Raw genomic sequence first — 20,261 nt, 5'->3', positions numbered from 1 at the left:
GACCCTGGACAAGTACGGTCGCGATCTCACCGACCTCGCGCGGCAGGGCCGTATCGACCCGGTGATCGGGCGGGAGGAGGAGATCGAGCAGACCATCGAGGTGCTCTCCCGCCGCGGCAAGAACAACCCGGTGCTCATCGGTGACGCGGGCGTCGGCAAGACCGCCATCGTCGAGGGGCTCGCGCAGCGCATCGCCGACGGCGACGTGCCCGACGTCCTGCTCAGCCGCCGGGTCGTCTCCCTGGACCTGACCGGGGTGGTGGCCGGTACCCGCTACCGGGGCGACTTCGAGGAGCGGCTGAACAACATCGTCGGCGAGATCCGCGCGCACTCGGACGAGCTGATCGTCTTCATCGACGAGCTGCACACCGTGGTCGGCGCCGGTGGCGGCGGTGCCGAGGGCGGCTCCATGGACGCGGGCAACATCCTCAAGCCCGCCCTGGCCCGCGGCGAACTGCACGTGGTGGGCGCCACCACGCTGGAGGAGTTCCGACGGATCGAGAAGGACGCGGCGCTGGCGCGCCGGTTCCAGCCGATCCTGGTGCCCGAGCCGTCCGTCCAGGACGCCACCGAGATCCTGCGGGGGCTGCGCGACCGCTACGAGGCCCACCACCAGGTCCGCTACACCGACGAGGCGCTGGTGGCCGCCGTGGAGCTGTCCGACCGCTATCTCACCGACCGGCACCTGCCGGACAAGGCGATCGACCTGATCGACCAGGCGGGCGCTCGGGTGCGGCTGCGCGCCAAGACCAAGGGCACGGACGTACGGGCCCTGGAGCGGGAGGTCGAGCGGCTGACCCGGGACAAGGACCAGGCGGTGGCCGACGAACAGTACGAGCAGGCCACGCGGCTGCGCGACCGCATCGTCGAGCTGAAGCAGCGGATCGAGGAGGCGAGCGGCGAGCCCGAGGCCGACGAGGGGCAGCACCTGGAGGTCACCACGGAGGCCATCGCCGAGGTGGTGTCCCGGCAGACCGGCATCCCGGTGAGCCGGCTCACCGAGGAGGAGAAGGAGCGGTTGCTCGGCCTCGAGGCGCACCTGCACCAGCGGGTGGTCGGGCAGGAGGAGGCGGTCGCCGTGGTCGCCGACGCGGTGCTGCGCTCGCGGGCCGGCCTCGCCAGCCCCGACCGTCCGATCGGCAGCTTCCTGTTCCTCGGCCCGACCGGTGTCGGCAAGACGGAGCTGGCCCGCGCGCTCGCGGAGGCGCTGTTCGGCAGCGAGGAGCGCATGGTCCGGCTCGACATGAGCGAGTACCAGGAGCGGCACACCGTCAGCCGCCTGGTGGGCGCCCCGCCCGGGTACGTGGGGCACGAGGAGGCCGGGCAGCTCACCGAGGTCGTACGGCGCCACCCGTACTCGCTGCTGCTGCTCGACGAGGTGGAGAAGGCGCACCCGGACGTCTTCAACATCCTGTTGCAGGTCCTCGACGACGGGCGGCTGACCGACTCCCAGGGCCGGACGGTGGACTTCACCAACACGGTCATCGTGATGACGAGCAACCTCGGCTCGGAGGCGATCACCCGGCGCGGCGCGGGCATCGGATTCGGTGCGGGCGGTGCCGAGGCCGACGAGGCCGCGCGGCGGGAGCAGATCCTGCGTCCGCTGCGTCAGCACTTCCGGCCGGAGTTCCTCAACCGTATCGACGAGATCGTCGTCTTCCACCAGCTGACGGCCGACCAACTGCGGCAGATCACCGACCTGCTGCTCGACAGGACCCGGCGCCGGCTGCAGGCCCAGGACATCGACGTGACGTTCAGCGAGCGGGCCGTTCAGTGGCTGGCACAGCGCGGCTATGAGCCGGAGTACGGCGCTCGCCCGCTGCGCCGCACGATCCAGCGGGAGTTGGACAACCGGCTCTCCCGTCTGCTCCTGGACGGCCGGATCGAACGCGGCAGCCGGGTCGAGGTCGACGTGGAGGAGGGCCGACTCGCGTTCCACCCGCGGCCGCGGGCCTCGGCGCGGGCTTCCGCCGACGGGGATCCGGGCGGCGGTGCGGCCCGCGCCCCGGAAGGCGGGGCCGCACCCTGGTGAGGTGAACCTCCCGGCGGCCGTCAGGGCGCCGGGGTCACCACCATCGCCGAGCCGCCGCCACGTCGCACCTTCTCGGCGGCGGCCAGCCACTTGCCCCCGGGCAGGCGCTGCACGCCCGTCGCCGCGCCGATCTCGGGGTTCAGCGTGAAGGAGTGCCCGATGGCCTCCAACCGGTCGCGCAGTGAGCTGTTGTAGAGGGCGGGTTCGAGCTCCGTCTTCGCCGCGTTGCGCTGGCTGGCGCGCGGCGCGGCGATCGCGTCGACCAGCGGCAGGTGCCGGTCCAGGAACTCGGTGAGGGTCTGCAGCACGGTCGTGATGATGGTCGCGCCGCCGGGCGAACCGAGCGCGACGACGGGGCGGCCCTGCTTGTCGAGCACGATCGTCGGTGAGATCGAGGAGCGCGGACGCTTGCCCGGGCCCGGCAGGTTCGGGTCGTGCACTGCCGGGTTGGCGGGGGTGAAGGAGAAGTCCGTGAGCTCGTTGTTGAGCAGGAAGCCGCGGTGCGGGACGGTGATGCCACTGCCGCCGGTCTGCTCGATGGTGAGGGTGTAGGAGACGACGTTGCCCCACTTGTCGGCGACCGTGAGGTGCGTGGTGTTCTCGCCCTCGTACGTCGTCGGGGCCGCCGTGCCGCCGGTCGCGCAGGGCGCCGGGTGGCGCGGGTCGCCGGGCGCGAGCGGGCTGGTGAGCACGGCGTCGTCCTTGATCAGGCACGCGCGTGAGTCGGCGTACTTCTGCGAGAGCAGGTCCTTGGTCGGCACGTCCTCGAAGGCGGGGTCGCCGACCCAGCGCCCGCGGTCCGCGAACGCGATACGGCTGGCCTCGATGAAGTGGTGCAGGTACTGCACCTCGCTCGCCTTCGAAAGGTCCGTCTTCTGGAGGATGTTGAGCGCCTCGCCGACGGTCGTGCCGCCGGAGGACGAGGGCGCGATGGAGTAGACGTCGAGGCCGCGGTAGGACGTCTTCGTGGGCGCCTGGAGCTTGGCGCCGTAGGCCGCGAGGTCCTTCTCGGACAGCTTGCCCGGGCGGGCGTTCCAGCCCGAGGCCGGGTCCACCGGGGGCTTGTCGACCGTGGCGACGATGTCCTTGCCGAGGTCGCCGTGGTAGATCGCCCCTATGCCTTTACGGCCCAGCTCCTCGTAGGTGCGGGCGAGGTCGGGGTTCTTGAAGGTGGAGCCGACGACGGGGAGTCGGCCGCCCGGGAGGAACAGCGCGGCCGTGTCCGGGAAGTACCGGAAGCGGGCCTCGTTGGAGGCGGTCTGGGAGCGGAAGGTGTCGTCGACGGTGAAGCCTTCGCGGGCGATCCGCTCGGCCGGCTTCAGCACCGTGGCGAGCCGCTTGGTGCCCCACTCGTCCAGCGCCTTCTGCCAGGTGGCGGGCGTGCCGGGGGTGCCGACGCTCAGGCCGCTGCTGACGGCGTCGGCGAAGGCGAGCGGCTTGCCGTTCTCCACGAACAGGTCCGGGCCGGCGGTCAGCGGGGCCGTCTCGCGGCCGTCGACGGTGTGCACCGTACGCGACTTGGCGTCGTAGTAGACGAAGTAGCCGCCCCCGCCGACGCCCGCGGAGTACGGCTCGGTGACACCGAGCGCGGCGGCGGTGGCCACGGCCGCGTCGACCGCGTTGCCGCCCTTCTTGAGGACCTCGATACCGGCGGCGGACGCGTCGGCGTCGACACTGGCCACGGCCCCGCCGTAGCCCACGGCCACGGGCACTTTCGCCGGAGTCGATTTCTCCGGCGCCGGGGCGGCGTGCGGCGGCGCCGCCGCTCCCACCGACACCAGGGCGGCCGAGACCGCCGAAACCGCCAGTTTCCGCGCGACAGGGCGACGCATTCGTACCTCCAGTGGCGTGCGTCCACGCAGGGTAACCACATTGCCATGGCCCCGTCAGCACCGCCTCGGCCGGCGGTCCGAATGGGGGACTAGCATGCGCGCCCATGAACGACGACGTGCGCAACATCGTCCTCGGGGTGATAGCCGCCGGTATCAGTGCCGGGCTCGGCTGGCTCGCCCGTACGTACCTGTGGAGGCGCAGGCTGCGTCGCAAGCAGGCGTTCTTCGGACTGCCCGACCACTCGGAGTCGCTGCTGGTGGTCAACCGCGCGGCAGGTGGACCGGAGCTTTCGGTGAAGCGCTACGACGTGTTCGCCCTGCTCGAACTGTCCGCTCTGATCAAGGACTGCCACGCGCGCGCCCAGGTCGTGGCACACGACGCCACCCAGCAGGGCTTCGGCGAACGGACGGAGTTCTGCATCGGCGGCCCCTACTCCAACCGCCGGATGGCGGCCCACCTTGCCTCGCTGCTGCCGGGTGTGTGGGTCAACACGGACCCCGAACCGGTGACGGAACGGGGCACGTTCAGGATCGGCGGTGAGTACTACCGCATGGAGCGCGGTCGGAGCGAGTACGTCCTGCTCGCCCGGCTCACCGCGGACGGTCAGGAGCACTCCCGCCCGGTGTTCCTCTTCTGCGGTCAGCGGGCCGTCGACAACCAGGCCGCAACCCGCTATCTCGCCCGCAACCACGAGCGGCTGCACCGCAAGTACGGCACCGGATCCTTCGTGCTGCTGCTGAAGGTGGTCAATTCGCAGGCGTATGGCCCGGATGTGGTCGAGCTGGTCGCGGACGTGACCCGGGCGGCGCGGACGCCGCTGCCCGAGCCGAGCTCCGCCGACACGGCCGCTTAGCGGTTCAACAAACGTTACTGCTACGTAACTTACCGGCGGGTTACTTGCGGTAAGGGCGCACGGTTACCGTCGGGTCACTTTGCACTGACACGAGTGAAGGAGTGACCCATGGGACATGGTCGCACCCCTCTGCGCACCGCCGCCGCAGGAGCCGTGTCGGCGGCGCTGGTCGCCGGTACCGTCGTCGGCCTCGCACCCGCGGCCCAGGCCCGCAGCGTCCGCTTCGTCGACATCTCGGGCGACGGCGGCACCCCACTGAAGGCGAACGTCGTCACGCCCGCCGGCGCCGACGGCTCGCACCGCTACCCGCTCGTCGTGCTGCCCACGAGCTGGGGCCTGCCGCAGGTGGAGTACCTGACGCAGGCCCAGAAGCTCGCGGACACCGGCTATGTGGTGCTCACCTACAACGTGCGCGGCTTCTGGCAGTCGGGCGGACAGATAGAAGTGGCCGGTCCGCCGGACATAGCGGACGCCTCCAAGGTCATCGACTGGGCCCTCGCGCACACTCCGGCCGATCCGGCGCACGTCGGCATGGCCGGGGTGTCGTACGGCGCCGGGATCAGCCTGCTGGCCGCCGCGCACGACAAGCGCATCAAGGCGGTGGCCGCCCTCAGCGGCTGGGCGGATCTCATCGACTCGATCTACTCGGGCCGCACCCAGCATGTGCAGGCGGCGGCCGTCCTGGACGGCGCGGCCACCCTCACCGGCCGGGAGAGCCCCGAACTGCGCGCGATCTTCGACAACCTGTACTCCTCGAACCTGTCGAAGGAGCAGGAGATGATCGACTGGGGGCGGAAACGTTCCGCTGCCACCTACGTCGACCAGCTGAACAAGAACGGCCCGGCCGTCATGCTCGCCAACGCCTGGGGCGACACGGTCTTCCCGGCGAACCAGTACGCCGACTTCTACGAGAAGCTGACCGTACCCAAGCGGCTCGAACTGCGCCCCGGCGACCACGCGACCGCCGAACTGACCGGCCTGTTCGGGCTGCCCAACGACGTCTGGACGGACACCGAACGCTGGCTGGACCACTATCTCAAGGGCGTCGACAACGGCATCGACCGTGAGCAGCCGGTCCAGTTGGAGTCCCGTAGCGCGGGGGGATACGAGGGCTACCCGGACTGGAAGTCGATCGCAGCGACCCGCCGGAAGATCGCGCTCGCCGGCTCCACCACCATCCACGCCAACGTCGACTCCGGCGCCGACGGCGGGATCGTCTTCCTGTCCAGCATCCTCGACCAGGTGGGCCGGCTCCCGCCGGTCGCGTCGATCCCGCTGCTTCCGCGCCGCTGGGCCGCCGTGTGGCAGTCGGAGAAGTACGCAAGCGCCCAGCACGTGCGCGGCACGGCGAAGCTGCACACCACGCTCACGCCCACCAAGGAGAGCGGAACCCTCGTCGCATACCTGTACGACGTGGGCCCGCTCGGCCTCGGCAAGCTGGTCAGCAACGCGCCGTACACCTGGCACGGGCGATCGCCCGGCACGCCGTTCGGCGTCGACCTGGAGCTTTTCTCCACGGCCTACGACGTCCCGGCCGGCCACCGCCTCGCCCTGGTCGTCGACACGGTCGACCCGCTGTACATCGAGCACAACCCGTCCGGCGCACAGCTGACCTTCTCCTCGCCCGCGAACGACCCGTCCTACGTGTCGATTCCGCTGCGCGAGCAGTGATCTTCGGCTGTCGCCTTCCGGGCCCGGCCCTCTGAGCTGCTGCTCCCCTTCCCCTCGCGGTCGACGGACCGCGGGGGGATCCCCACGGCCGTCAACACCACGGGGATGAACGGCACATCGTAGTCGAGACCCGGCGGGATGCGCCGGGCGGGCGGCCACGCACCGCCGAGTCGCACTCGCCCACGGCTGATCTCCACGTCCGGCTGCCGCCGCCCCTTCGTGCCCGGGGTCACCGTGGACCACTTCGCTCCACCGGGGCGCAGCGGTGCGGCCGGGCGCCGTCTGCCGCGCCCGCCGACCGGGGCCGGGCCCGAGATCCACCACCGGGCGCCCCGCCCGGTCGGCGCTCCATCCGGCTCGGCTCCGGCCCCTGAGCGGTGGCACCGCACCGCCTCTCGGGGTGTGGTTTGGGGCACAGCGCGACGGGAACTCCGAAAATAGGATTTATCGGGCACAGCTCAAGGGATCACGGCCCGGCGGCAGCCCTCGTCGGGAGGCGTCATGGTCATCCTGGGGATCATTCTCCTCATCATCGGGTTCGTCGCGAACATCGCCATTCTCTGGACGATCGGGATCATCCTCGTCGTCGTCGGAGCCGTACTGTGGCTCCTCGGCTCTCTCGGACACGCGGTGTTCGGGCGACGGCACTACTGGTAGTGCCGGTCGGTCGATGGGCGCCGCCGCGACCGGCGGCATCCGGCAGGCCCCGCCCTGCGCGCAGCCGGGTTCACCCGGCTCGCGGCGGCGGGGCCCGTCCGTGTCCGCGCCCGGGGCCGGCGTCGCGACCGGAGGTCAGCCGGATCCGTCCCACGGCTGCTGCCGGGGCGCGGCTCCGGCTCCGGACCGGGGCGCTCCACCCTGCCGGGGCACCGTCGGCCGGGGCCGGGCGGGGCGTGCGGTGCCGGGCTCGTCCCGCAGCGCGATGCCGGGCTCGTCACTCCGCGCGCTCGGCCCGCCGCGCGCCCAGGCCAGCAGCCCCGGGTCCTCCAGTGTGTCCACCCACAGGTCGGCCAGGGCCACGGCCTCCCCGCCGGGTCTCCGCCCCACCCCGACGGTCCGCAGGCCCGCCGCGCCGGCGGCCTTCAGCCCGCTGACCGAGTCCTCGACGGCCAGGGCTCTGCCGCACTCCACACCCAGGCGCCGCGTGGCCTCGGCGTAGGTGTCGGGGTGCGGTTTGGGGCGTAGGCCGGCGCCCGGCACGACGATGTGCCGGAAGTGGTGGCGCAGTCCCACCGAATCCAGGGAGAACTCCACCACGTCTGCGGGGCAGTTGCTGGCCACGGCCAACGGTACCGTCCGGCTCAGGGCCGTCACCAGGGCCCGCGCCCCGGGCATCGGCTCGGGATCCCGGGCGACGAGAGCGCGGAAGGCCGCCAGGAGTTGCCGGGTCATCTCCTCGGCTCTGTCGGGTCTGCCGGCGAGCCGGGCCATGAGGGCTCCGCACTCGGTGTAGTGCAGCCCTGTGCTGCGGTGGGTGAACTCCGCGTCGGGTACGACGCCGTGGCCGCGCAGGACCGTGTCGCGCGCTTGCCGCCAGTGCCGTTCGGAGTCCACCAGAGTGCCGTCGCAATCGAATACGACGGCCGCTGGAGTCCAGTCGAGAATACGATGGGTCGTCATGTGTGTGCCGTTCTTGGCGCAGGACGGAACGGCCGGAAGGCGGCACGATCCGCCGGTGGGGATGCCGGTGTGCGCCTGCTGCGCTTTCTTCACTTCGGGAAAGCGTCGGGAAAGCGTGACATCGCAGGCCGAGACGACTGGTTCACGCATGCACGGGTCACACATCGCGGTCTGCGGTGGTCATGACCGCATCCGGAACCAGAAACATAATGAACGCTACGCTCTTTCGGAGCAGTCGTGAAGATTTGCCTCCGCAATACCCACGTGTGGGTGACGCCTCATCGATAACGGAGCACACCCTCGGCTGTACGCTCACCACCCTGCCGAAAACAGAAGAAGCCGGTACGGCCGTACGGCAAGCAGTGAATGACCGCGGGCGGTGCGTGTTCGGTGAACTTGAGGGCCGTCATGCGGCCGGAAACCGGCCGGAGCATGCGCCCTTTGCTGCGCAGGGCGATCGCCTGTCGTGCCGCCTCCAGCAGCGCCATCCCGGGCACATGGTCGGTGCCGTGGTCGAAGTAGTAGGGGTGACGTGGATCGGCCGGATCCACCAGGATGTCGTCCTGCGGGCGGGAGATGAGGACGTCGGCCCTCGACTCGAGCCCCAGGACGGCCGGTTGCGGCCGAGGGCGCCCGCTCGGCGCCGGGGCCGTCGCAGCGGACTCGCAGCGGATCTCCGCGTACCGCCGGGCGCCGAGAATCCGTGCCCCGCCCGCCGCGTGGGCGAACGTACGGCCTGCGGCGAGGAATGCGGCCCGCATCCGCAGCGCGGTCACCCCCTTCCCGCTCCGGTCGGTGCGGAGGTCACCGACCGACACCCGGCAGGTGATCTCGCTGGCGCCGTGCGGTGCCGTGGGTTCGGCGCTCGGGTCGAGCCGGAAGGAGACGTCGTCGATCAGGAAGTGCGCCGTGGCCGGCACGCCGAAGTGGCGCAGCGGAACGCAGATGCCGAGCTGGCGCAGGGTCTCGACGAGCATCCAGGGGCTGTGCCGGTCGTCACGGCCGCGGGGGAACGTGGGGTGCGAGCGTGTCCACGCGGCGGCGGCGCAGAAGGTGAGCGGCCCGCACGAGCGGACGTCCGTCAGCAGCACCTCGGCCACCGAGATCCGGTGCACCGCCTCGCGTTCGACGGTCCTGGACCAGCTCAAGGACGAACAACAGAAGCGGGAATCCATGAAAACAGCTAATAAGACTATTGCTGCTTTCGCATGCGCGCCCTCATGGCTTTCCGGCGGGACGGCTACATTCCTCCTCGCGACCCATCGACCGGACAAGGGGCGGCGCGTGCAGGATCGGGCGGAAGAAACCCGCAAAGCCGTATTACTGGCCGCGGCTCACCTGTTCTTCGAACGTGGGTACGTGGCCACCAGTATCAGTGACATCAGCGAACGGTCCGGCCGCACCAGCGGCGCCATCTATTTCCACTACACCAACAAGGAACAGCTCGCCCTTGCCGTGGTGAAGGCACATTTCGCGACCTGGCCGCCGATGATCGCGCGCCATGAGGCCGCGGCGGAAACGGCCCTGGAGAAGCTCGTCGGCCTCAGCTTCGCGGTCGCCCGGGCCTTCCGTGACGACGTCCTCGTCCGCGCGGGCGCCCGGCTGTGGGCGGAGCGCAAGTCCATCGACGTCGAGATGCCTCCGCCCTTCGTGGACTGGATCGCCACGGTCGAGCGGATGCTCACCCAGGCACACGCCGACGGAGACCTCGCGCCCTGGGCGGACCCCGGCCGCGACGCCCCCACCCTGGTCGCCGCGTTCTTCGGGCTGCACACGCTCTCCGACGCCCTGGACGACCGCCTGCTGATCGAGGACCGCCTGACCGACCTGTGGCTGCTGCTCCTTCCGGGCCTCCAGGCCGAGCCCGCGCCACGGGCGCTGCTGGCCACGGCGGGCATCCAGACGGCCGCCGACGTCTCCGGCCGCTAGAGCTCCGCCACCTCGGCATAGACCTGGGACAGCTCGGGGGCGCCCGTGGAGGCCCAGGTGTGGCCGTCGGTGACCACGTCGATCTCGCGGCCGGAGGCCAGCCGGACGACGGGGTGGCCGTTCGGCCAGATCTCCCACGCCGCGCCGGGGACCGTGCGCACGATGACCGTGCCCAGGTAGAGGCCCGCGTCGTTCCCGAGCCAGGGCAGGACCTCCTCGTCGTCGCGCCAGCGCGGCAGGAGCTGGTCGAGCGCCTCCAACGAGGCGGTGGAGTCGTCGAGTTCGACGCCCGCCTGCTCGGCGTGGGAACGCAGCAACTCGCATTCGGACAGGAGTGCGGTGACGGCGTCCGCGTCGGCGTCACCGTCGGAGAACACCGCGACGCCCAAGGCGGGACCGCGTTTCTTGCGCCAGTTGCCCAGGAAGGAGATGTTCATACGCCCAGCCTGACACCGGCGCGCTCCGAGACACCACAGGCGCGCAGAGGCCGCCGTCACGCCCCGGAGGCTACGGCTCCAGGTCCACCACCACGGGCGCATGGTCCGAGGCGCCCTTGCCCTTGCGCTCCTCGCGGTCCACATAGGCGTCCTTGACCGCCTTCGCGAACGGCTTGTTGCCGTACACCAGGTCGATGCGCATACCGCGGTTCTTGGGAAAGCAGAGCTGGCGGTAGTCCCAGTACGTGAACGGGTGCTCGTACTTCAGCGGGCGGGGGACCACGTCCTCCAGGCCCGCCTCGCGCAGGGAGGCCAGGGCGGCACGCTCGGCCGGGGTGACGTGGGTCGAGCCCTCGAAGGCCGTGATGTCGTAGACGTCGTCGTCCGTCGGCGCCACGTTGTAGTCGCCCAGCACCGCGAACGGGCGGCTGCCCGCGGCGTCGCCCGCGACCGCGGCCTTCAGCGCCTCGAACCACTGCAGCTTGTACGCGTAGTGCGGGTGGCCCACCTCGCGGCCGTTCGGCACGTACACCGACCAGACGCGGACCGGGCCGCAGGTCGCGGAGACGGCGCGGGGCTCCTCCACGCCGTCGTAGCCCGGGTCGCCGGGCAGGCCCTTGACCACGTCCTCCAGGCCGACCCGCGAGAGCACCGCGACGCCGTTCCACCGGCCGTCCGCGTGGACCGCGGCCTCGTAGCCCAGCTCGCGCAGCTGCTCGTACGGGAACTGGTCCTCGGCGATCTTGGCTTCCTGGAGGCAGAGCACGTCCGTGCCACTGCTCTCCAGCCAGGCCAGGAGCCTCGGGAGGCGGGCGGTGATCGAGTTCACGTTCCAGGTCGCGATGCGCATGCCTCACAACCTACCCGGCGGGTACGACAACCGGACCCCGCCCTTTCCCCCGAGGCTTCCCGCCCGCCTCAGACCTCCGCCGACGCGCCCGGCGTCAGCCTCAGGTGCTCGGCTCCGCCCAGGGCGCCGATCTGGTTGTCGTAGATCGGGCGGGCCAGGTCGGTCAGGAGGGCGTCGTGGATGTCGTACGCGCGCTGCGGCTTGACCTCACGGACGTACTCGATCACCTCGGCGATCTTGTTCCAGGGCGCCATCACCGGGAGCATCAGCGTCTCGACGGGGCGGTCGGGGACGGTGAGGGCGTCGCCGGGGTGGAAGACCTTGCCGCCGTCGATCAGATACCCCACGTTCGTGATGCGCGGGATGTCCGGGTGGATCACGGCGTGCAGCTCGCCGTGCACCTGGACGTCGAAGCCCGCGGCGGTGAAGGTGTCACCGTGGCCGACGGTGTGCACGCGGCCCGGGAAGGCCGCCGAGATCTGGTCGGCGACCGACTTCAGGGTCCAGATCTCGGCGCCCGGGTTGGCCTCCATGCCGGCCCGCAGCCGGTCCGCGTTGAAGTGGTCGAGGTGCTCGTGCGTGACCAGGATGGCGTCCGCGCCGACCGCGGCGTCCTCCTCGCTGAACGTGCCCGGGTCGATGACGAGCGTCCGCCCGTCCTTCTCGAGCCGGATGCAGGCGTGCGACTTCTTCGTGAGCTTCATGGGTCCATCCTGCCCTCGCCCCGAGCGCGTGGGCCCGCGGAGCATGGTGTTCCTGGTACCCGGCTGGTGATCACTCCTGCGGGGTCGTCTCCTCCCGGATGACCTGCTGCGCCACCTTGAACGCGCTGTTCGCGGCCGGTACACCGCAGTAGACCGCGGTCTGGAGCAGTACTTCCCCGATCTCGGCGGGGGTGAGGCCGTTGCGCAGGGCCGCCCGGGTGTGCGCGGCGAGCTCGTCCAGGTGGCCGCCCGCCACCAGCGCGGTGAGGGTGACACAGCTGCGGGTGCGCCGGTCGAGGCCGGGCCGGTTCCAGATCTCGCCCCACGCGTAGCGGGTGAGGAACTCCTGGAAGTCGCCGGAGAAGTCGTCCGCGGTGGCCAGGGCCCGGTCGACGTGCGCGTCGCCGAGCACCTCGCGGCGGATCTTGATCCCGGTGTCGTACGCGTCGGGCGGGGTCGAGGGCTGGGGCGGGGCCGCGGCCGGGGCGATCTCGGCAACGGGGGCCACCGGCGGCGGCGCGACCGGCACCGGCTTCGCCGGGGGCGCCGCGATCGCCGCCATCTGACCGGTGGTCGCGTCGAAGGCGGGCTGCCACGCGGTCGCGAAGTGGTGGACGAGCAGGTCGGTGACCGCCGCGGGCTGTTCCACGGGCACCAGGTGGGAGGCGCCGGGGACGACCGCGAGCCGGGCGTCCGGGATCCCGGCGACCAGGGTGCGTGCCTCGGCGGGTCCGGTGACCTGGTCCTCCGAGCCGACGAGGACCAGGGTGGGCACGCCGATACGGCCCAGGTCGGCCCGTACGTCGAATGCGGCGAGCGCCTCGCAGGCCGCGATGTAGCAGCCGGGGTCGGTGGTGCGGACCATCTGCACGGCCCACTCGGTGATCGCGGGCTGCGCGGCGGCGAACCCTCCGGTGAACCAGCGCTCCGGGGACGTGCGGGCGATCGGGTCCAGTCCGTTCGTCCGGACGATCACACCGCGCTGGCGGAACTCGTCCGCGGTGCCGAAGCGGGGCGAGGCGGCGATCAGCGCGAGCGAGGCGAGGCGCTCGGGGTGGCGCAGGGCGAGTTCGATGCCCACGGCGCCGCCGAGCGCGCAGCCCGCGTAGCCGAAGCGCTGCACACCGAGCGCGTCGAGGGTGGCGAGCAGGCGGGCGGTGAGGTGGGCGACGGAACCCGCCGGATGGGCGGGTGCGCCGCCGTGACCGGGCAGGTCGAAGCGGAAGACGCGCCACTGCTCGGCGAGCTCCGGAACCTGCCGGTCCCACATGTGCCATGTGGTACCCAGTGAGGGACCCAGGATCAGGACGGGAGCCTCTTCCGGCCCGTCAAAGCGGTATTGCAGGGTGTTCGACGGTGTCTCACTCACGCCTCAGACCCTCTCACGTCTCACGACTGCCCCTATAACGAGGGTTGCGAGTGCACAGGTCTAACCAGGTGGAAACCCTCCCGGGCCGCATAGCGCTTGAGACTTCGGACTATCTCGCGCCGCGTCTTGCCCTCCTTGCTGCGGCGTTCGTGGTAGTCCCGGGTGCGCGGGTCGACGCGCAGGCGGGTCTGCACGATCCGGTGCAGGGCCGCGTTCGCTTGCCGGTCGCCGCCACGGTTGAGGCGCCTGTACTGGCGACTGCCCGAGGAACGCTCGACGGGGCTGACCCCGCACAGCGCCGCGAACGACACCTCACTGCCCAGGCGTTCCGGGTTGTCCCCCACCGTGCTCAGCAAAGCGACGGCCGTGTCCGGACCGATGCCCACCACCTCGAGCAGCTGCGGAGCGTGGCGCTCCACCAGCCGGGTCAGGCGGCCTTCCAGCTCCTGGACCTCTTCGCTGAGCTGCCCGATGCGCCGGGCCAGGAGTCCCAGGGTCACGTGGGTGGCGTGGAGCACCGATCCCTCGCCGGCCTCATGGTTCAGGCTGTCGTCGACGAGCCCTGCGCACGTGCGGAAAAGCTCTGCATTGCCCAGCCCGGCCAGTTCCTCCCTCAGCTGCGGATCGGCACAGATGAGGACGGCCTTGAGCTGGTTGATCGCCTGGGTGCGGGCCTTGACCGCCGAGTCCTTGGCCAGCTTGTACATCCGGGCGATCTGCACCGGCCCGTCGCCCGTCTTGGCCTGGGCGCGCGCCCGCCCGCTCAGCACCGCCCGGGCCGCGTTCTCGGCATCGAGTGGGTCTCGGTCACCTCGGCACCGTCCTCCCCTCGGATCCCGCCCCAGGCGGACCTGCTGGAGCAGGAGACCGACCCCAAGGTCAAGGCGATCTGGGAGCTGCACCTCAACATGAAGCTGGAGCACCTGCACACCGCCTGCGACCTGATGCGCCGCCACGATGGCCGCGACCCGCAGGAAGTCCTGGCTCCCGAGCTGCCCAACGTGCTCACCTTCGAGCCGAACAAGCAGTACCTGCGCGAACTCCTCGACACCCAGATGGACCCCACCACCCTCGGCGCCGGATACGTCCGCGAGGCCCACGAACGGTTCGAGAAGATGCAGGAACAGATCCACGGCGACGAAGCCCCGCCGAGCGACCGGATCATCGCCGAGCACGACGAGATGTTCGGCCGCGAATACCGCGTCCAGACCGAGGGTGAGCACCCCGACCCCGCGCGAGAAGTGAGGACGCCGCACATGTCCGAACTCGAGACGCCCCAGGCCGGCGACGACCAGGCACCCGACATCGACGTGGTGGCTCTGCTGATGCGTCAGCACGGCGACATCCGCAACCTCTTCGACGAGGTCGAGCAGAGCCGGGGTGAGGAACGCCGGGACGCCTTCCGTCGCCTCGTACGCCTGCTGGCCGTGCACGAGACCGCCGAGGAAGAGGTCGTCCACCCCTTCGTCCGCAGGGCGGTCGAGGGTGGTGAGCAGGTCGTCGACGACCGTCTGGCGGAGGAGAAGTCGGCGAAGGAGACCCTCTCGGCCCTGGACGAGATGGACACCGACGACCCGGAGTTCATGCCCCGGCTCATGCAGCTGCGGACCGAGGTACAGGAGCACGCAGGGGCGGAGGAACGCTACGAGTTCGCCCACATCCGCCGCAGCACCGACGTCACCAACCTCGCCGCCATGGCCAAGGCCGTCAAAGCCGCCGAGGCCATGGCCCCCACCCGGCCCCACCCCGGTGTCCAGTCGGCCACCGCCAACGTGGCCCTCGGTCCGGTGTCCGCACTCATGGACCGCACGAAAGACGCCGTCCGCAACGCCATGGGAAAGAGCTGACATACCCGGGAGCCGTCAAGTCGGCCGACCTCCGGAGCGCCAAGGGGGTAATACGCCGAAACGGCAGCCAGCCGCGGCGCGAGACAGGGCCGCAACGGGCCGACGTCGGAAGTGAGGCTCCGGGCCACCACCGAGCGATCGACGCATGGGCATCCGGGCGGAATTCTGCTCGGCGAGGGCCTGCTGGCGCGGTATCGCGGCCGCAGGCCCTCGCCGAGTTCATCAACGGCGGGTGGTCGTTTACCGGGAAGTGGGTGCGGTCACTCGGGCACCGCGAGTGGCTTCTCCGACGAGTCTTCGCCGCGCGATGCACCGGCCAGGCGCATCGGGAGCCAGCCCGGCACAGCCGGGCGGAACAGAAGTGACGACGATCGGTGTCGAAGAGGAATACCTGCTGCTCGACCCCGTCACCGGACTGCCGGTACCCACGGCGGACAGGGTGCGTGCCGCGGCCGGCCTGGGGCGCCTCGTGGCCGACCAGGAGGTGCACTGCGAGCTGCTGCAAGCGCAGGTCGAGGTCGCCACCCCGGTGTGCGGCACACTGGAGGAGGTCGGGGGCACCTGCTCCGGTTGCGGCACGCCGTCGGAGCGGCCGCCGAGGCGCACGGCTGCCGGATCGCCGCCTGCGCCACACCCCCACTGCGCCACGGCCACCCCGTGGCCGTCACCGACCAGGCCCGGTACCGGGCCATGCTCACCCAGGCGCCCCAGCTCGTGGCGGAGCAGCTGGTCAACGGCATGCACGTGCACGTCGGCGTACCCAGCCGGGACACCGGCGTACAGATCCTGAACCGGATCCGGGTGTGGCTGCCGACCCTCACCGCCCTGTCCGCGAACTCCCCGCTGTGGGACAGCCACGACAGCGGCTTCGCCAGCTGGCGCACCGTGATCTTCAGCCGCTGGCCGGTCAGCGGCATGCCCCCGCACTTCGCCGACATCGCCGACCGCGACCGGCGGTGCAGCAACTGCTGGACAGCGGCCTGATCCCGGACACCGGTCAGCTGTACTGGCAGGCCCGGCTCTTCGCGCGGTACCCCACCATCGAGGTACGGTGCCTGGACGTGCAGCCGCGCCCGGACGACGCGGTCATGCTCACCGGCCTGGTCCGGGCCCTGGTGGAGACCGCGCTTGCGGAGGCCGCCGCCGGCGCTCCCGCGCTCGACTGCGACCAGGAACTGCTGCAGGCGAGCATGTGGCACGCCGCCCGCCACGGACTGGGCAACACCCTGGTCGGTCGGCAACGTGCCGCCCTGGCCCGAGGCGGCCTGCCCGCCGTCACCGACCTGATCACCGGCAGGAGCACCATGCCCTGACCTGCCGCGGGCTTCAGCCCCGCAGGCGCGTGCCCGTGTGTGTTCCTCGATCGTATGTGGGGACTCACCGCCTGTGGTGGCATATGAAGCGGAACAGCGGGTGAGCCTGCCCGCGTGCGGGCCGACTGGCTGACGCAGACGTTCGTCCACTGGCCCTTCCAGCCTGAGGCGGTACAGGTGCTGCTGCCCGAGGAACTGGTTGTGGACGAGTATGACGGCGCCGCATGGGTGGGACTGACGCCGTTCGTCATGGCGGACGTGTGTCTGCCCGGCATTCCCGCCGCGCTGCCCGGTCTCCCGACGTTCGCGGAGACCAATCTGCGGACCTACGTCCGGTACCGGGACGAGCGCGACGGGATCTGGTTCCTGTCGATCGAGGTGGCCTTCCCCCCGATGCTGGCGGCCCGCGCCATCGGTGCGCCGTACAACCCCGGCATCCTCAGCGTCTCCGCGGACGGGGACACCCTCTCGTACGCCGGTTCGCGATGGAGCAGTGACGCCTCTTACCACCTGCACGTCCGCCGCGGCGACCTGATCGAGCCGACGGAGCGCGAGGTGTGGCTGACCTCGCGCTGGCGGGCCTACACCCGCCAGCTCGGCATGCTCTGGGAGACACCCGGCACGAGCCGTGGCCGCTGGCCCACGCCACCGTCGACGTACTGGAGGAGACGCTGACCGCTGCGGCGTGCCTCGATGAGGCGCCGCTCGGCGGGCCCGTGGTGCACTTCTCAGAAGGCGTCAGGCATCAGCTCGGGCTCACCATGCCCTGCTCCTGGGCCAAGGCGCCGCAGGCCACGCGGACGGGCACGAGCGGATGAGTCGGATTCTCACTCGACGCCCACTCATCTTTCGTCCCCTGGTCCGTAGGCGTGCCTGCGGGGCAGGGGGCCGAAGTGGGCGTGGCGACCGGGGCGGACGGCAGCGTGGCGCTGTCCGGGGCCGGGCCCGCTGCGGGCAGCGAGGGCGTCGGCGACGACGCCGGTGGTGAAGGCGTAGACCGACTTGTGGAGAAGGTCCACGGCGAGCTCCCGGCGGGGCCAGGTGGCGGGTGGGGCGCCGACGCCGGTCGCGTTTTCGAGGATCTGGTCGTTGGTGAGGCGGACGACGGTGAACTTGGCGGAGGCGATCGGTCCCCGCAGTCCGGTCTGGGCCATGATCGAGCGCAGCACTCCAAGGAGCGCGGCCTGGCCGTAGTGCATGGCCCAGTTCACCGGCAGCGGCTGTCTGCCGGGACGTTCGGGAAGGCCGGTCAGCCGCTGGAGAACCCGCGCGGGCACATGGGAGTCGGGCCGGCCGGTGACGGTCTGTTCGATCTTCTCACCGAGGGTCATCACGACTCCTCCGGCGGTTCCGGCGAGCAGTCCCTGCCACAGTGCACGCTTGAGCATGCCCGGCGGGTACCCTCTGCCACCGGCTTCACCCGCGCGGTGGGTGCGCCCGCGCAACGCGTACGCCCTTGGAACAACCAGCAGCTGGCAGAACACAGCAGATTTGCAGGCCCGTGCCACCCTCACTCCCACGCCCCGGTCTTTTTGGCCGCCGCCCGCGCGACCCGCCACCACCGGACGCGGGCCGGCGGTCCCGCTCGTCCGTCCAGGCCCGGCTTCCTGGACGACGGCTCCGGCTCCCGCACCGCCTTCCGCTGGCGGGTCACTCGCCTGTTGTCTTCTCGATCAGCGCACTGTAGGCCAGTTGCAGCGTGTCCGCCCCGGCCAGGGCGGTGAGGGCGCCCATGGCGGTGCGTGTCGCGCGCGGCCAGAGCAGTTGGCCGGCGGTCAGGGTGGAGGCCACCCAGACGCTCATGCAGAAGGGGCAGGTGGCCAGTTCACCGACGGTGTGCCTGACGTCCTCGGACTGTGCCTCCTCGTGCAGTTCGGCCGGGCCCTGCGGGGCGACGTACCGGGTGAAGGGGGCGCGCAGCGGGCTGGTGACCGATGCCTTGGTCAGCAGACGGCTGAGCCGGAACGTGGCGACCGAGGTGAGGAACACGTCCCACGGTTCGGGCCGGTCGGGCAGCGGTCGGCCGCGGAGCCGTACGGCGGTGGCCCAGGCCGTCGTGTACGCGGCAAAGCCCGCCATGGCCGCGAGGTAGCCGCCCAGCGGCCGGTCGTGCCCTGCCGCGTACACCCTTCCGGTCCGCTGCAGCAGCCCGTGCAGACGTCGCGCGAGACGGCCGTCAGCTGTCGTGCCCATGGGCTCCCGTTTCCGTGCGTCGCTGCCCTGCTTCGACCTCGTCCGGCGCCCGCCTGTCCCGGTCCTGTTGGCGCAGGCGGATCTCGACGTGGCCGTCGGCGATCCGGGTGTCGAAGGCCGGCTGGGGGGCAGTGGCGGGGCCGCGGACGTTCCAGCCGTCCGAGAGCCGGAAGACGCTGCCGTGCCAGGGGCACTGGACGCATCCGTCGCTGACCGTGCCTTCGGACAGCGGCCCAGCGAGGTGGCTGCACCGCTCGGCCAGGGCGTGGAACGCCCCACCTGTCTCCCGGACGACCAGGACCGGGACGTCGTCCACGCTGCGCCGCACCGGCCGGTCGACCGGGAAGTCCGCCACGGCTCCGATCCGGTGCCAGCCCTGGGTGACGACGTGCGGGACCTCTTCGGCGTGGTTGGTGCCGGATGCCTGGCGGTAGGCCAGGTGGCCGCCCAGCATGCCGCCGAGTGCGACCGCCGTCAGGCCGAGGAAGCCGCAGGCCCGGCCTGCTGCGTGCCGTCCCTTGACGCGGCAGGTGAGCGAGGCGGCGTACAGGCCGACAGCCGTGGAGTTGGCCAGGGCGTGTACCAGCCCGACGCGCTGCTGCTGGCGGTGCAGCTCCGCCCAGTCGCCCCAGCCCGCCAGGGCCGCGGGCGCGGCGGAGGCCAGGCCGACGCCGACCAGCAGGCCTGCCTCGCGGGAGCGGCCGGGGTACAGGTCCAGTACCGCCGCCGACAGCCAGCTGCCGATCGGCACCTGCACCATCAGCGGATGCACCGGGTGCCCCAACCACCTGCCGTGCAGGAGGCCCCGCCCGTCGCCGAGCGGCAGGGCCCGCACCCCCTTGCGGGCCCGGTCGATCACCGCGTCGGCCCTGGGCTCCCGCTCCAAGCGGTCCAGCAGCCACAGGAGGCGGCTCTGCCGCATCCGGGGGCGGCGGAGTGGCGTAGTGCTCATGGTCGGCCGGGTCCCCACCTGCGCGGACGGCAAACGGAGCGGTCAGTCGCCCGGCCGGATCACCGCGCGCACGCAGCCGTCCTCCTTCTCCTTGAGCCTCTCGTAGGCCCGCGGCGCCTCGTCCAGGGACACGGTGTGGGTCGCCAGGTGCGCCGTGCTCAGCTCTCCGGCCGCCAGCCGGTCCAGCAGCATCGGGATGTAGCGGGTGCTGCTGGGCGCCCCGCACGGTCAGGCCCTTGTTGATCAGCGCGCCGAGGGGGAACTTGTCGACGGCGTCGGCGAACACGCCCGGGACGAAGACCGTACCGCCCTTGCGGCAGGCGTGAATGGCCTGCCGTACGGCGGTGGGACGGTCGGTCTGCAGCCGCAGCTGCTGCTTGACCTGGTCGTAAAGGTGCACGGGACTGTCGCTGTGGGCTTCCATGCCGACGGCCTCGATGCACACGTCGGGGCCACGGCCGCCGGTGCGCTCGCGCAGTTCCGCCCCGACGTCGGTGCTCGTGTAGTCGATGACCTCGCTGCCGATGTGCCGCTCGGTCATCTCCAGACGCTCGGGGATCCTGTCGATGGAGATCACACGTTCCGCGCCCAACAGGATCGCGGCGCGTGCCGCCATCTGGCCGACGGCCCCGCAACCCCACACTGCGACCACGTCGCC

At 71.3% G+C, this 20,261-nt stretch carries 19 protein-coding genes and 2 pseudogenes; 8 read left to right on the top strand and 13 right to left on the bottom strand.

All coding sequences use genetic code 11. The features are described 5' to 3' along the window. The coding region (locus C3488_RS20240; RefSeq protein WP_258053530.1) for an ATP-dependent Clp protease ATP-binding subunit at nucleotides 1-2,032 on the top strand (2,032 nt) is incomplete at its 5' end. Nucleotides 2,033-2,052: 20 nt separating this feature from the next. Here the strand turns inward: C3488_RS20240 and ggt are convergent. Further along, complete coding sequence (gene ggt, locus C3488_RS20235; RefSeq protein ID WP_103841352.1) at nucleotides 2,053-3,864, bottom strand: gamma-glutamyltransferase; 1,812 nt, start codon at nucleotides 3,862-3,864, stop codon at nucleotides 2,053-2,055. 104 nt (nucleotides 3,865-3,968) lie between these two features. On the opposite strand from ggt, the gene C3488_RS20230 reads away from it, so the two are divergent. The 3 genes from C3488_RS20230 (at nucleotide 3,969) to C3488_RS40625 (ending at nucleotide 7,046) form a co-directional block, all read left to right on the top strand. After that, entirely contained in the window at nucleotides 3,969-4,718 is a 750-nt protein-coding gene (locus tag C3488_RS20230; protein ID WP_103841350.1) for a hypothetical protein, read from the top strand. Between the two features lie 108 nt (nucleotides 4,719-4,826). After that, nucleotides 4,827-6,389: a CocE/NonD family hydrolase gene (locus C3488_RS20225; RefSeq protein WP_103841348.1), complete on the top strand. Its 1,563-nt coding sequence runs from the start codon at nucleotides 4,827-4,829 to the stop codon at nucleotides 6,387-6,389. A gap of 501 nt (nucleotides 6,390-6,890) precedes the next feature. Further along, a complete protein-coding gene (locus C3488_RS40625; RefSeq protein WP_181139097.1) occupies nucleotides 6,891-7,046 on the top strand; it encodes a DUF6131 family protein in 156 nt (51 codons plus the stop codon). A gap of 135 nt (nucleotides 7,047-7,181) precedes the next feature. On the opposite strand, the gene C3488_RS20220 is transcribed toward C3488_RS40625, so the two are convergent. Both C3488_RS20220 and C3488_RS20215 read right to left on the bottom strand, forming a co-directional pair. Then, entirely contained in the window at nucleotides 7,182-8,009 is an 828-nt protein-coding gene (locus C3488_RS20220) for an HAD family phosphatase (RefSeq protein WP_103841362.1), read from the bottom strand. A gap of 278 nt (nucleotides 8,010-8,287) precedes the next feature. Beyond that, entirely contained in the window at nucleotides 8,288-9,157 is an 870-nt protein-coding gene (locus tag C3488_RS20215; RefSeq protein WP_258053529.1) for a ScbA/BarX family gamma-butyrolactone biosynthesis protein, read from the bottom strand. Nucleotides 9,158-9,293: 136 nt separating this feature from the next. On the opposite strand from C3488_RS20215, the gene C3488_RS20210 reads away from it, so the two are divergent. Then, complete coding sequence (locus C3488_RS20210) at nucleotides 9,294-9,938, top strand: ScbR family autoregulator-binding transcription factor (RefSeq protein WP_103841344.1); 645 nt, start codon at nucleotides 9,294-9,296, stop codon at nucleotides 9,936-9,938. On the opposite strand, the gene C3488_RS20205 is transcribed toward C3488_RS20210, so the two are convergent. The 5 genes from C3488_RS20205 to C3488_RS20185 form a co-directional block, all read right to left on the bottom strand. Next, nucleotides 9,935-10,375 carry a DUF6278 family protein gene (locus tag C3488_RS20205; RefSeq protein ID WP_103841342.1) on the bottom strand — a complete coding sequence of 147 codons (441 nt, stop codon included), beginning with the start codon at nucleotides 10,373-10,375 and terminating at the stop codon, nucleotides 9,935-9,937. The two genes, C3488_RS20210 and C3488_RS20205, sit on opposite strands and share 4 nt — an antisense overlap. Before the next feature lie 70 nt (nucleotides 10,376-10,445). Then, the gene (locus tag C3488_RS20200) at nucleotides 10,446-11,225 is read right to left on the bottom strand and encodes an exodeoxyribonuclease III (protein ID WP_103841340.1); all 780 of its coding nucleotides are present in this window, start codon (nucleotides 11,223-11,225) and stop codon (nucleotides 10,446-10,448) included. Nucleotides 11,226-11,293: 68 nt separating this feature from the next. Then, complete coding sequence (locus C3488_RS20195; RefSeq protein WP_103841338.1) at nucleotides 11,294-11,929, bottom strand: MBL fold metallo-hydrolase; 636 nt, start codon at nucleotides 11,927-11,929, stop codon at nucleotides 11,294-11,296. Between the two features lie 70 nt (nucleotides 11,930-11,999). Next, nucleotides 12,000-13,298, bottom strand: coding sequence for a 4-carboxymuconolactone decarboxylase (pcaC, locus tag C3488_RS20190; RefSeq protein WP_103841336.1), 1,299 nt, complete (start codon nucleotides 13,296-13,298; stop codon nucleotides 12,000-12,002). A 32-nt stretch (nucleotides 13,299-13,330) separates the two neighbouring features. Then, the gene (locus C3488_RS20185) at nucleotides 13,331-14,068 is read right to left on the bottom strand and encodes a transposase (RefSeq protein WP_308460681.1); all 738 of its coding nucleotides are present in this window, start codon (nucleotides 14,066-14,068) and stop codon (nucleotides 13,331-13,333) included. A 486-nt stretch (nucleotides 14,069-14,554) separates the two neighbouring features. Between C3488_RS20185 and C3488_RS20175 the strand changes: the two genes are divergently transcribed. The 3 genes and pseudogenes from C3488_RS20175 to C3488_RS20165 all read left to right on the top strand — a co-directional run bounded on the left by C3488_RS20175 (nucleotide 14,555) and on the right by C3488_RS20165 (nucleotide 17,133). Next, on the top strand, nucleotides 14,555-15,145 hold the full coding sequence (locus C3488_RS20175; RefSeq protein ID WP_103841360.1) for a hemerythrin domain-containing protein: 591 nt from the start codon (nucleotides 14,555-14,557) through the stop codon (nucleotides 15,143-15,145). Nucleotides 15,146-15,506: 361 nt separating this feature from the next. Continuing rightward, nucleotides 15,507-16,458 (top strand): annotated as a pseudogene (locus C3488_RS20170) (glutamate--cysteine ligase). Nucleotides 16,459-16,572: 114 nt separating this feature from the next. Continuing rightward, nucleotides 16,573-17,133, top strand: coding sequence for a DUF2071 domain-containing protein (locus C3488_RS20165; protein ID WP_258053524.1), 561 nt, complete (start codon nucleotides 16,573-16,575; stop codon nucleotides 17,131-17,133). Between the two features lie 167 nt (nucleotides 17,134-17,300). Here the strand turns inward: C3488_RS20165 and C3488_RS20160 are convergent, their stop codons facing one another. The 5 genes and pseudogenes from C3488_RS20160 to C3488_RS41655 form a co-directional block, all read right to left on the bottom strand. After that, nucleotides 17,301-17,846, bottom strand: a complete 546-nt coding sequence (locus C3488_RS20160; protein WP_103841334.1) for a hypothetical protein — start codon at nucleotides 17,844-17,846, stop codon at nucleotides 17,301-17,303. 262 nt (nucleotides 17,847-18,108) lie between these two features. After that, nucleotides 18,109-18,651, bottom strand: a complete 543-nt coding sequence (locus tag C3488_RS20155; protein WP_103841332.1) for a DUF1360 domain-containing protein — start codon at nucleotides 18,649-18,651, stop codon at nucleotides 18,109-18,111. After that, nucleotides 18,635-19,573: a Rieske (2Fe-2S) protein gene (locus C3488_RS20150; RefSeq protein ID WP_103841330.1), complete on the bottom strand. Its 939-nt coding sequence runs from the start codon at nucleotides 19,571-19,573 to the stop codon at nucleotides 18,635-18,637. Before C3488_RS20150 ends, C3488_RS20155 begins: the two co-directional genes overlap by 17 nt. 72 nt (nucleotides 19,574-19,645) lie before the next feature. Beyond that, nucleotides 19,646-19,795 (bottom strand): hypothetical protein, encoded by a 150-nt coding sequence (locus C3488_RS41660; RefSeq protein ID WP_258053522.1) that lies wholly within the window; start codon nucleotides 19,793-19,795, stop codon nucleotides 19,646-19,648. Between the two features lie 280 nt (nucleotides 19,796-20,075). Beyond that, a pseudogene (locus C3488_RS41655) lies at nucleotides 20,076-20,219 on the bottom strand (glutathione-dependent formaldehyde dehydrogenase); the annotation flags it as partial. Between the last annotated feature and the right edge of the window lie 42 nt (nucleotides 20,220-20,261).

The sequence above is a fragment of the Streptomyces sp. Ru72 genome, from assembly GCF_002920635.1.
GTDB lineage: Bacteria > Actinomycetota > Actinomycetes > Streptomycetales > Streptomycetaceae > Streptomyces.
This window is presented reverse-complemented; position numbering and strand designations above follow the sequence as displayed.